Genomic DNA, 11,567 nt, shown 5'->3' with positions numbered 1-11,567 from the left:
GGCCCCAAGACATTTTAAGGAGTGTTTTTCACTGGGCGTCTGCCCAACCAACCCCGAGACAGTTGTTAGCCACTGGGCGCCTCCATCGCAGCGCGACCCAGCTGTAGCAAGCAATGACGGCGTAAGTCGACCGCAACGCGCGGCGACGGACGGTTTTCTGATGCACGGCATGAGATCTCCAAAAAGCAGCGTCTTGACGCCGCATGGGGGATGCTTTTTCCGCGACAAAGGAGAGACGATGTTTCATCGCTTCATCGGTGCGAGCGCAAGGCTCGCCCAACAATTGGCCAGCCAGCCGATCACGTGGTCGACATCCGTGATCAAGACGGCACGCGGTATTTTGACCACCGCACAACATACGCTGACCGTATTCGGTTTATCCGCAGTCGCCATGCTGGCGCTGCTGTACTTCCGCCCCGAGTTCGCACAACGGGTATCGAGCTTCCTGAACCCGCAGCAGAACGTTGCGGCGGCCAATCCGGCATCGGCGGCTCCAAGCGCGGCCCACCTGGCCTCGGCCCATGCCGATGCCGCCGTGGAAGTCGCGGCCGACGAAAAGGCGGCACGTCCGACGCGCCAGCAGAAGTACGTCACCGACTGGCTGTCGCGCCGCTACCGCGTCGCCGGCGATGCCGCCAACATGCTGGTCTCGACCGCCTACAGCACGGCGCACGAGATCAAGCTGGACCCGCTGCTGATCCTGGCCGTGATGGCGATCGAATCGGGCCTGAATCCGTTCGCGGAAAGCCCGATGGGCGCCCAGGGCCTGATGCAGGTGATGTCCAAGGTCCACAGCGACAAGTTCCAGCAGATGGGCGGCGCGCAAGCAGCCCTGAATCCGGTTGCCAACATCCGTGTCGGCGCCCTGATCCTGAAGGATTACGTGAAGCGCACCGGCTCGGTCGAAGGCGGCCTGAAGAGCTACGTGGGTGCCGGCGACGCCGAGACCGATTCCGGCTACGGCTCCAAGGTCCTGGCCGAGTTCAAGCGCCTGAAGCAGGTTGCAGCCGGCAAGAACGTCCCGATCACGACCCCGCCATCGGCCCCGGTCCTGGTCCAGAAGTCGACCCCGGCCACGCCGAAGCCGGATGCCCCGGCCGTCAGCGACGAGACCGCACGCGGCGCCAGCCAGGGCGGCGAAACCGTCGCCGGTCTGTAAGCACCGGTCAGCACACTTTTCCTGGTCGAAAGCCATCGTGGCGGGAGCTGCGGTGGCTTTCATTTTTTTGCGCGCCCCATTTCGGCAGCGCTGGACAAATAAAAAAGCCGTCCCGGTTTCCCGGAACGGCTTTTCACTAATATATATAGCGTAGGTAAGACTCAGCGCTTGGCTTCCGCCGCCGCCTCGTCCGGCCGCAGCTTGCCTGCCAGGCGGTCCAGCACGCCGTTGACGTACTTGTGGCCATCGATACCGCCGAAGGACTTGGTCAGCTCGACCGCCTCGTTGATCACGACACGGTACGGAATCTCGATCTTGTTCTTCAGTTCCCAGGCGCCGAGCAGCAGCACTGCGTGCTCGATCGGCGACAGTTCCGTCACCGGGCGGTCGACGGTCGGGGCGATCAGTTCGCGCAGTTCGACCGACTGGGCAATCGCGCCGTTCAGCAACTCGCGGAAATAGTCGCCGTCGGCCTTTTCGAAGCCGTGGGCGCTGCGGATGTTGGTGATCACGGTCGAAGCCGGCTCATTGTTCAGCAGCCATTGATACAGGCCCTGCAGGGCGAACTCGCGCGCGCGGTGACGCGGCGTGCGGTTCTTGATCGGGTTGGCGTGGATGGTCTTGTCAGTCATGTTCTTGCCTAAATACTTTTATTCTTCTTCGGCCTGCAGCTCTTCGAGGGCGAGCAGCAGGTTGGCCATCTCGACCGCGACGCGCGCCGCATCGGTGCCCTTCTCGATCATGCGCACTTCGGCCTGCTCGTCGTTCTCGGTGGTCAGGATGGCATTGGCGATCGGCATGCCGTAGTCGAGGCCGACGCGGGTGATGCCGGCACCGGATTCGTTCGACACCAGTTCGAAGTGGTAGGTCTCGCCGCGGATCACCGCGCCCAGTGCGATCAGTGCGTCGAACTGCTGGGTCTCGGCCATCTTCTGCAGGGCCAGCGGCACTTCGAGGGCACCCGGCACGGTGATGTGCAGGATGTCTTCGTCGGCGACGCCGAGGGTTTTCAGTTCGTTCAGGCAGGCCGACAGCAGGCCCTGGCCGACGGTCGCGTTGAAGCGCGCCTGCACGATCCCGATGCGCAGACCTTCGCCCGTCATGTTGCTTTCAAAAGTTCCTACCGTCATGGCTATGCCTCTTCTTGTTTGGTTCAATAAATGTGAATGAATGGATGTTACCGCGCCCGCGGCGCGGCATCCAGGATCGTTACGCTTCCGGCTTGGCCAAGTAGCCGGTGACTTCGAGGTCGAAGCCAGTCATCGACGGCATCTTGCGCGGATTGGCCAGCAGCTTCATCCTGCGCACGCCGAGCAGCTTCAGGACCTGGGCACCGATGCCGTAGGTGCGCAGGTCGAGGCTGGCGGCGCGGGCGTTCGGACGCGCCGCCGTCTTGTCCTGGAACTGGCCGAACAGCTGCTCCGCCGTCTCGCTGCAGTTCAGGAGCACGATGACGCCCGACTTCGCGGCCTTGATCGCCTGCATCGACGCCGCCAGGTTCCACGAGTGCGCCGTGGTGCCGTTGTCCAGCAGGTCGATGATCGACACCGGCTGGTGCACCCGCACCAGGGCTTCCTCGTCCTGCGCCGGCTCGCCGTGCACCAGCGCCAGGTGGGCGCAGCCGCTCGGCTTGTCGCGGAAGGCGACCAGGCGGAACTCGCCGTGCACGGTCGAGAGCGGACGCTCGGCCACGCGCTCGACCAGGCTCTCGGTCTGGCTGCGGTAATGGATCAGGTCGGCGATGGTGCCGATCTTGATGTTGTGCTCCTTGCCGAACTCGAGCAGGTCGGGCAGGCGCGCCATGGTGCCGTCTTCCTTGATGATCTCGCAGATCACCGAGGCCGGGGTCAGGCCAGCCATCTCGGTCAGGTCGCAGCCGGCTTCGGTATGGCCGGCACGCATCAGCACGCCGCCCTTGACCGCGCGCAGCGGGAAGATGTGGCCCGGCTGCACCAGGTCTTCCGGCTTCGCGTCCTTGGCCACGGCGACTTGGATGGTGCGCGCGCGGTCGGCCGCCGAGATGCCGGTGGTGACGCCCTCGGCGGCTTCGATCGACACCGTGAAATTGGTGCCGAACGAGGTGCCGTTGCGGGTGGTCATCATCGGCAGTTCGAGACGGTCGCAGATCTCTTCCGACAGGGTCAGGCAGACCAGGCCGCGCGCGTGGCGGATCATGAAGTTGATCGCTTCCGGCGTGACGAAATCGGCGGCCAGGACCAGGTCGCCTTCGTTTTCGCGGTCTTCCTCGTCGACCAGAATGACCATGCGCCCGGCGCGCAGTTCGTCGACGATTTCCTGAGTAGTGGAGATGGACATGCGGGATTCCTTGGTACGGGGACAGCGGCCGGTGGTGTGTGCACCTGGCCAGGTGAATCCGCTATTTTAAAGGATTTACCGGGGCTCGGCCGCATCCGGCTTGCATTTAGCTGCTTGTACACAACTGTCCAGTCCTGAATGCAAGGTAGAATGGATTTTTAAGCAAAAGGACAGCGTCGCATGCTCCCCCGTTTTGGCCGTATCCTGATCCGCCTGGCCGCCACCGCGCTGCTGTCGCTGTCCGCAACTGCCCCCGCGATCGCACAGGCAAGCGCACCGGCCGCTGCCACGCCGGCAGCGCGCAAGCCGGCGCCTCCCAAGCTGGCGCCGCTCAAGCTGAACGATCCGCTGCCGATCGGTCCCCAGGTCAGGGTCGGCAAGCTGGCCAATGGCCTCACCTGGTATGTCCAGCCCAACCGCAAGCCGGAAAACAAGCTCGAGCTGCGCCTGGTGGTGAAGGCCGGTTCCATCCTCGAAGACGAGGACCAGCGCGGCCTGGCCCACTTCACCGAGCACATGGCCTTCAACGGCTCGCGCAACTTCAAGAAGCACGAGCTGGTGTCTTACCTGCAGTCCACCGGCGTCAAGTTCGGCGCCGACCTGAACGCCTACACCGGCTTCGACGAAACCGTCTACATCCTGCCGGTCCCGTCGGAGAAGAAGCAGGACGTCGACAAGGCCTTCCTGGTGCTGCAGGACTGGGCCCAGGGCCTGACCCTGAACGATGCCGACATCGACAAGGAACGCGACATCATCCTCGAGGAACTGCGCCTCGGCAAAGGTGCCGGCGACCGCATGCAGAAAGTGCTGATGCCGAAGATCTACAACGGCTCGCGCTACGCCGAGCGCCTACCGATCGGCCAGGAAGACACGCTGCGCAACTTCAAGCCGGACGCGCTGCGCCGCTTCTACCGCGACTGGTACCGGCCCGACCTGATGGCGGTGGTGGTGGTCGGCGACATCGCCCCGGCCGAGGCCGAGAAATTGATCAAGAAACATTTCGATGGTTTGAAAAACCCGCCCCAGGAACGCCCGCGCAACTACGCCACGATTCCGGCGCGGACCGATGCCGAAGCGCTGGTCGTGACCGACCGCGAAGCCGGCCCGGCCGGGATCCTGATCCGCTATCCGGTGCAGCCCTTCCAGGAACGGGAAACCGTGGGCGGCTACCGCGAGCAACTGGTCGAAGCACTGTTCAGCGGCATGCTGAACGCGCGCCTGCAAGAACTGGCGCAATTGCCCAACCCACCCTTCCTCGGCGCCAGCAGCGCGCTCGGCCGCCTGACGCCGCGCTACCGCTCGTACAATGCCGCGGCCTCGCTGGCCGGCGGCGGCGCCACGGCTGCCATCGATGCGCTGGTGCAGGAAAACGAACGCGCACGACGCTACGGCTTCACCGCAGCCGAACTGGAGCGGGTCAAGAAAACCATGATGCGCACCTACGCGCGCGCCTGGAACGAGCGCGACAAGACCGACTCGTCGGTCCATGCCGACGAACTCATGCGCAACTTCCTGGAAGGCGAATCGATCCCGGGCATCGACGCCGAATACCGCTACGTCACCGAACTCGGTCCCGGCATCGGCCTCGACGAAATTAATGCCTATGCACGCGCCACCATCCCGGCCGATTCGGGCAAACTGGTGATCTATACCGGCCCATCACAGGCCAAAGGCGATGCCGGGGCCGCGCTGCCGACCGGACCCGAACTGCTGGCCGCGGTGGCTGCCGCCGAACGCAGCGAGGTGCGCGCCCACGACGAAAAGGCGGTGGCCGGTACGCTGATGGACAAGCCGCCGGTGCCGGGCCGCATCGTGGCGAGCTCGCTGGACGCCCACCTCGGCCTGACCCGCCTGACCCTGTCGAACGGCGTCAAGGTGATCCTGAAGCCGACCACCTTCCGCAACGACCAGGTCCTGATGAGCGCCGCGCGTTTCGGCGGCCAGAGCCTGTTCGACGACCAGGACATGTTCAGCGCGCGCTATGCCGACACCATCGTCGCCGCGATGGGCCTGAAGGATTTCTCGCCGCTCGACCTGCGCAAGGTACTTGCCGGCAAGGCGGCCGCCGTCAATGCCGGCCTCGGCAGCAACACCGACGTGGTGGCCGGCGCCGCCGGCGCCGCCGACATCGAGACCATGCTGCAGATGGCGTGGCTGAAGTTCGCCGGCGTGCGCCGCGACGAGGACCTGTACAAATCCTTTATCGGCAAGCAGATGGAACTGGCGCGTAACCGCCAGTCGCAGCCGGGCGCGCTGTTCGGCGACACCCTGGTCGCCACGCTGTACGGCAACAACCCGCGGGCGCCGCGCGCGCTGCGTCCGGAAGACATCGCCCGCATCGACCTCGACCGCGCGATCGCCATCTACCGCCAGCGCTTCTCGAGCGCGAAGGACTTGACGTTCATCCTGGTCGGCAGCTTCGACGTCGAAGCGATCAAGCCGCTGCTGGCGACCTACCTCGGCAGCCTGCCGACCCCTGCCATCCCGACCGCCTACCGCGACCTCGGCCTGCGTCCGGTCAAGGGCGTGGTCAAGCGCGAGGTGAAGAGCGGCCTCGAGGACAAGAGCACGGTGTCGCTGACCTTCACCGGGCCGGCCGAGGTCACTGAAATGGAAGAACTGCGCCTGTCGGCGCTGACCGAGGTGATGAATATCCGCATCATCGACGTGCTGCGCGAAAAGCTGGGCCTGATCTACGGCGGCGGCATGGAAGGGTCGATGACGCGCGTGCCCTATGCCCACTACACGGTCGGCGTGACCCTGCCGACTGGCCCGAAGAACGTCGACAAGGTGCTGCAGGCAACCTTTGCCGAAATCGAGCGCGTGCGCAGCCAGGGACCGGACCAGGGCGACCTCGACAAGGTGAAGGCCAACTGGCTGCAGACCTACCGCAAGTCGCTGCAGGAAAACGGCTACTGGCTGGCGGTGCTGCAGACGTCGCTGACCGAGGGCACCGATCCCGGCACGATCCTCAGTTTCGACAAGGAAGTGCAATCACTGAGCGTGGCGGACCTGAAGCGGACCGCGCAGCGTTACCTGACACCGGAGAATTACGTGCAGGTGGTGCTGAATCCGGAAACTGCTGCACCCGCAGCGGCTAGGGTACCGGCTTCGGCGCCCTAGCCGCTGTCGTATTCGTCAACGGCGCATCGGGTGGTCCGAATGGCTGTCCATGCGGTGCGGGACATCGTCATGAGCTCGCCTTAGTGCAGCTCATGGCATTTCGTGGCTGAAGTGCCCATACAGCGCCAGGCAAAGCTCGACAAAGATCAGCAGCAGGATCGCGAGCTCGAGCCGGTGCGAGCTGTGGTAGCGCATCGTTTCGACCAGGGTCTCCGACGTGTGCGACAGCGTCGTCAGCTTGCGATCGAGAGTCAGCGCGCGGTCATGCAATTCATAATCGCCTTCCAGCCTGGCATACAGGCCCGATAGCCCGGGGTTGTCCCACAGCAGATCCGGTCGGTCGAGCACGCCCGCCCTGCCGTTCAGGCGGCTTTCGGCAAGCAACATGCTGCCCACTGCCTTGAGCAGCTCGGATGGCTTGGCGGAAAAACGCCCGTCTTCGGCCAGGTCGCGCGCCAGCGGTTCGCTGCGGTCGAAATCGCGTCCGGCCTGGCGTTCCTGGAACGACAGCATGGTCGCCTTGGCCATCACCTCGGCAATCAGCTGCAGGCGCAGCCGGTCGGCATTCTTAATCTTGATATATTGTCCCGACGGTCCTTCTTCTTCTTCCGGATCGACATCGACCACGGCGCCCTCCTCGGCGCCATGGTCGCCGGCGCCGGATGCATGCGCGCGGATCGCCGCCAGCAGGCGCGTCTTTTCATCGCCCGAAGCATTGAATAGCACCACGGCGCCGTAGCGAAAAATCGCGGCCACGCCGCTCTTTCCGAGCCGCACCAGGAACGGTGACTTGGCAATGATCTCGAAGCCGGACAGCGCTTTCACGTCGATGCGTTCTGCAACCATCAGGGCGCTCGCACTAAAGCGCAGTTGCGGGATGACCGGCCGCTGGTAAGGCAGCTTTTCGGTTTTCAGGTGCAGGCCGGGCCTGTTGCGGGGACGCGGATTCCAATGGATCCGCTTTCTATCTTGCTGGGTAGTCATGGTATGTCGCGGGCGCTGACGCCCGCCGTGCCTTTGTTCACATTATTGCAAATACTTGTCGAACCAGGCCAGCACCCGCACCCGCTGGTCGGCCGCGTGCTCCGGCTTGCGGATCGCGTGGCCCTCGTCCTCGTAGATGACGAGCGCCGTCGGCACCCCCTGCGCCTTCAGCCCGTGCCAGAACTCCTGCGACTGCGCCGGCGGACACTCGACGTCGCGTTCGCCGACCATGACCAGCGTCGGCGTGGTCGCCGACTTGATCGACTCGATCGGCGAGGCCGCGCGATAGACCGCCGGGTCGTCGTACATGGTGGCGCCGAAGAAGGGCACCATCCACTGGTCGATACCGTTCTGGCCGTAGTAGCTGATCCAGTTGGCGATGCCGGCACTGGCCACCGCCGCCTTGAAGCGCTGGCTGTGGGTCACGCCCCACATGGTCATGAAGCCGCCGTAGGAATGGCCCATCAGGCCGAGGCGCGCGCCATCCACCGGCGCCTGGCGGATGACGGCATCGACGCCGGCCAGGATGTCGCGCCAGTCGCCGCCGCCGAAATCGCGCTTGTTGGCGCTGGAAAAGGCCAGGCCCTGGCCATAGCTGCCGCGCGGATTCGGGAAGAACACGAAATAGCCCTTGTCCACGAGCGCGCGCACCAGGTTGTTGCCGCCCTCGCCGCCCGACACGTAGCGCGGCGTGACGGCCGCCGCCGGGCCGCCGTGCACCTGCACGATCATCGGGTATTTCCTGCCCGGATCGACCGTACGCGGTCCGACCAGCCAGCCCTGCACGTTGAAGCCTTCGTTGGTCCAGGCAATGCTGCGCGCCGTCACCTGCGGCGCGAAACCGTCGTTGTCGCGGGTGATCGGCGCCAGCGAGGCGAGCGGTCCGGCGACGATGCGCGGGCCGTGCTCGTAGTCCTCCTGGACCGAGGCCGCGACCTTGCCATCGGCGCTGAACACGAAGCGGCCGTCGCGCGCCGCGGACGCCGAGACCGGCGCCTGCCACAGCAGGCGGACGCTGCGCGCCGCCGGATCGATGCTGGCGATGCCGGTGTCGGCACCGGCCTGTACCGAGGCCAGCAGGGCCGCGCCGCGCCAGCTGATGCCGTTGAAGCTGCCCTTGAAACCCGGCGTGATATCGGCCGGCTCGCCGCCCCCGATCGGCACCGTGAAGACATCGCCGCCGACCGAGCCGAAATCGCTCATCAGGCCGCCGATGAAGGCGACCGTACGGCCGTCCGGCGACACGTGCGGCATGTTCATCTGCATCTTCGGCGCTGCCAGTACGCGTAGCTTGCCGCTGGCGGCATCGACATGGCCCAGCGTCGCGATCCACCAGTTGTTGTCGCCGTTGCCCTTGGCGCTGGTGACGACGAAGCCCTTGCCGTCCGGGGTCCAGTCGTATTCGTAGATGAAGGTGTCGCCCGGGGATACCAGGCGCATCCCGGCGCCGGCCGGCCCATCGACGGCGACGAGCGCGATGCGCTGCTCGTCCTCTTCCTGCGCCAGGCCGATTTCGCCGACCTGGCGCGCGCCGGCTTCGACGGCGCCGGTCAGTTTCCTGGCGTTGACGGTGGCCAGGAAGGCAAGCTGACGCCCGTCCGGCGACCAGCGCACCGTGTTGGCGACGCCCTTGAGCGTGGCGACGGTGGCCAGCTTGCCGTCGCGCAGCACGAGCACGCTGGCGGTGCCGGCCTTGGCATCGGTCCCGACCAGGGCCATCGAACTGCCGTCGGGCGACCAGGCCGGCGCATCGAAACGGCATTGCCCGCAGGCGACGCTTTCATAGGTAGCGGCGATCCGACCGCCGGCGGTCTCGCGCACCGTGACGTGCGGCGCCCGCTTGTCCCCGTCCACCGTTTCGATCGCGGCGATGCGGTCGCCGGCGGCAGTCATTGCCAGTGCGCGGTAACTGCGCATGGCGGCCGGCTCGGCCGAGCAGAGGCCGGCGGCGGACAGCGCGCTTGCCAGCACCGTGGCCAGCGTTGCGCCGCGCACCAACGCCCTGGTATTTACCTGTTTCATTTCACGTCCTTGTCGATGAACAAATGCCATCGGGCAGTCTACGCGAAATGCGGACAGGCGGGCACGTTTACGCCCGGGAAATCAGACCTTGGCGGCGCTCAGCATGCGCTCGACATAGCGCGCGATCAGGTCGATCTCGAGGTTGACCTTGGCGCCGGCGGACAGGTGCTTCAGGGTGGTGACCGCGATGGTGTGCGGGATCAGGTTGATCGAGAAGCGGCAGCAGGCCGGCTTGCCGGTACCGCTTGCCGCCACGTCCTCGACGTCGTTGACGGTCAGCGAGACGCCGTTGACGACCACCGAACCTTTATAGGCGAGGAACTTGCCCAGCTCGGCCGGCGCATCCACCATCAGCTTGTACGATTCGCCGACCTGCTCGAAGCTGTGCACGGTACCGAGGCCATCGACGTGGCCCGACACCAGGTGGCCGCCGAGGCGCTCGGCCAGGGTCAGCGCCTTTTCCAGGTTGACCTCGCCCGGCTGGTCGAGGCCGGCGGTACGGTTCAGGCTTTCGCGCGAGACGTCGACCACGAAGGCGCGCTCGTCCTTCTCGACCACGGTCATGCAGGCGCCGTTGATGGCGATCGAGTCGCCCAGCGCGACGTCCGCCAGCGGCAGGCCGCCGGCGTCGATGGCCAGGCGCACGCCCGCATCGTTGCCGTTTGCCAGCGGGGTGACCGACTTGATGCTGCCGACGGCAGCGACGATTCCAGTAAACATACGTCTTGTTCCTTCAGTTTTTCTTGGATGACTCGATTGATGATTCAGGATTGCCCGTTTGCGCGCTCAGGTTTTGTCTGGAAAGCGCGCCAGGATGCGCAGGTCCGGGCCGACCTGGCTCACGGCGTGGAAGCGCAGCGCGACTTTGTCGGCCAGGTGCGCAAGCGGCGGCAGCGCGAACATGCCCTGCCCCGGCCCGATCAGGTTCGGGGCCAGGTAGACCAGCAGCTCGTCGACACAGCCTTCGCGCAGCAGCGAGGCATTCAGCCTGGACCCGGCCTCGACATGCAGCTCGTTGATCTCGCGCCGGCCCAGTTCCAGCATCAGCGCCGGCAGGTCGACCTTGCCGTGGGCGTTCGCCAGCATGATGATCTCGTGGCCGGCGGCGCGCAGCGCGGCTTCCTTGTCCGGGTTCGGGACGGCGGCCACGATCCAGCAGGGTTCGCCCTGCAGGATGCGCGCGTCCAGGGCGATATCGAGGCGGCTGTCGACGATCACGCGGCGCGGCGGCACCGGGGTAAAGCCCTCGGGCGCCGCGACATCGCGCACGGTCAGTTGCGGATCGTCGGCCTTGACGGTGCCGATGCCGGTCAGGATCGCGCTGGCGCGGGCGCGCCAGGCATGGCCGTCGGCGCGCGCTTCCGGGCTGGTGATCCACTGGCTCTCGCCGCTGTCCAGCGCCGTCATGCCGTCCAGGCTGGCCGCCGTCTTCAGGCGCACCCAGGGCCGGCCATGGCGCATGCGCGTGAAGAAGCCGATGTTCAGTTCGTAGGCCTGCTCGGCCAGCACGCCCTGGCGGACCGCGATGCCGGCCGCTTCCAGCTGCGCCATGCCGCGTCCCGCCACCAGCGGATTCGGGTCGACCATCGCCGCCACCACCCGGCCCAGCCCGGCCTGCACCAGCGCGTTCGAGCACGGCGGCGTGCGGCCGTAGTGGCTGCAGGGCTCGAGCGTGACGTAGGCGGTGGCGCCGCGCACATCGTGGCCGCGCTGCTCGGCATCGCGCATCGCCTGGATCTCGGCATGCGCCTGCCCTGCCGGCTGGGTATGGCCGGCGCCGATGACCACGCCATCGCGCACGATCACGCAGCCGATACGCGGGTTCGGCGCGGTGATCGTCATGCCCTTGGCGGCCCATTCCAGGGCGAGCGCCATGCCTTCGCTGTCGCTTGTGATCTTGTTCGGTGTCTGCACGGTGTCTTTCGGTTTCGTCTGGGTACGGTGGGCGTCCCCGCGGCTATGC

The 11,567-nt window shown here is 66.0% G+C and carries 9 protein-coding genes; 2 read left to right on the top strand and 7 right to left on the bottom strand.

The features are described from left to right. The first annotated feature begins 238 nt into the window (after positions 1-238). Positions 239-1,159, top strand: coding sequence for a transglycosylase SLT domain-containing protein (locus FBX97_RS03055; protein ID WP_141828766.1), 921 nt, complete (start codon positions 239-241; stop codon positions 1,157-1,159). A gap of 161 nt (positions 1,160-1,320) precedes the next feature. Here FBX97_RS03055 and nusB read toward each other — a convergent pair whose 3' ends face one another. The 3 genes from nusB to ribBA all read right to left on the bottom strand — a co-directional run bounded on the left by nusB (position 1,321) and on the right by ribBA (position 3,475). Beyond that, positions 1,321-1,791: a transcription antitermination factor NusB gene (gene nusB, locus FBX97_RS03050; RefSeq protein WP_141828765.1), complete on the bottom strand. Its 471-nt coding sequence runs from the start codon at positions 1,789-1,791 to the stop codon at positions 1,321-1,323. 18 nt (positions 1,792-1,809) lie between these two features. Next, entirely contained in the window at positions 1,810-2,289 is a 480-nt protein-coding gene (ribH, locus tag FBX97_RS03045; RefSeq protein ID WP_141828764.1) for a 6,7-dimethyl-8-ribityllumazine synthase, read from the bottom strand. Positions 2,290-2,368: 79 nt separating this feature from the next. Next, a complete protein-coding gene (ribBA, locus tag FBX97_RS03040) occupies positions 2,369-3,475 on the bottom strand; it encodes a bifunctional 3,4-dihydroxy-2-butanone-4-phosphate synthase/GTP cyclohydrolase II (RefSeq protein WP_141828763.1) in 1,107 nt (368 codons plus the stop codon). A gap of 180 nt (positions 3,476-3,655) precedes the next feature. Between ribBA and FBX97_RS03035 the strand changes: the two genes are divergently transcribed. Further along, complete coding sequence (locus tag FBX97_RS03035) at positions 3,656-6,598, top strand: pitrilysin family protein (protein ID WP_141828762.1); 2,943 nt, start codon at positions 3,656-3,658, stop codon at positions 6,596-6,598. A 90-nt stretch (positions 6,599-6,688) separates the two neighbouring features. On the opposite strand, the gene FBX97_RS03030 is transcribed toward FBX97_RS03035, so the two are convergent. The 4 genes from FBX97_RS03030 to ribD form a co-directional block, all read right to left on the bottom strand. Then, positions 6,689-7,582, bottom strand: coding sequence for an RMD1 family protein (locus tag FBX97_RS03030; RefSeq protein ID WP_141828761.1), 894 nt, complete (start codon positions 7,580-7,582; stop codon positions 6,689-6,691). A 42-nt stretch (positions 7,583-7,624) separates the two neighbouring features. Then, positions 7,625-9,604, bottom strand: coding sequence for a S9 family peptidase (locus FBX97_RS03025; RefSeq protein ID WP_141828760.1), 1,980 nt, complete (start codon positions 9,602-9,604; stop codon positions 7,625-7,627). A gap of 81 nt (positions 9,605-9,685) precedes the next feature. Then, complete coding sequence (locus FBX97_RS03020; protein ID WP_141828759.1) at positions 9,686-10,324, bottom strand: riboflavin synthase; 639 nt, start codon at positions 10,322-10,324, stop codon at positions 9,686-9,688. 66 nt (positions 10,325-10,390) lie between these two features. Beyond that, on the bottom strand, positions 10,391-11,518 hold the full coding sequence (gene ribD / locus FBX97_RS03015) for a bifunctional diaminohydroxyphosphoribosylaminopyrimidine deaminase/5-amino-6-(5-phosphoribosylamino)uracil reductase RibD (RefSeq protein WP_255517268.1): 1,128 nt from the start codon (positions 11,516-11,518) through the stop codon (positions 10,391-10,393). Positions 11,519-11,567: the final 49 nt, after the last annotated feature.

The organism is Herbaspirillum sp. SJZ107, assembly GCF_006715485.1.
Taxonomy (GTDB): domain Bacteria; phylum Pseudomonadota; class Gammaproteobacteria; order Burkholderiales; family Burkholderiaceae_D; genus Telluria.
The sequence above is the reverse complement of the archived record's forward strand: the minus strand, read 5'-3'. Positions and strand labels throughout refer to the sequence as shown.

Excerpts from the sequence above, each read along its gene's own strand:
- FBX97_RS03055 (WP_141828766.1), top strand. The coding sequence starts at position 239 with ATGTTTCATCGCTTCATCGGTGCGAGCGCAAGGCTCGCCCAACAATTG.
- nusB (WP_141828765.1), bottom strand. The coding sequence starts at position 1,791 with ATGACTGACAAGACCATCCACGCCAACCCGATCAAGAACCGCACGCCG.
- ribH (WP_141828764.1), bottom strand. The coding sequence starts at position 2,289 with ATGACGGTAGGAACTTTTGAAAGCAACATGACGGGCGAAGGTCTGCGC.
- ribBA (WP_141828763.1), bottom strand. The coding sequence starts at position 3,475 with ATGTCCATCTCCACTACTCAGGAAATCGTCGACGAACTGCGCGCCGGG.
- FBX97_RS03035 (WP_141828762.1), top strand. The coding sequence starts at position 3,656 with ATGCTCCCCCGTTTTGGCCGTATCCTGATCCGCCTGGCCGCCACCGCG.
- FBX97_RS03030 (WP_141828761.1), bottom strand. The coding sequence starts at position 7,582 with ATGACTACCCAGCAAGATAGAAAGCGGATCCATTGGAATCCGCGTCCC.
- FBX97_RS03025 (WP_141828760.1), bottom strand. The coding sequence starts at position 9,604 with ATGAAACAGGTAAATACCAGGGCGTTGGTGCGCGGCGCAACGCTGGCC.
- FBX97_RS03020 (WP_141828759.1), bottom strand. The coding sequence starts at position 10,324 with ATGTTTACTGGAATCGTCGCTGCCGTCGGCAGCATCAAGTCGGTCACC.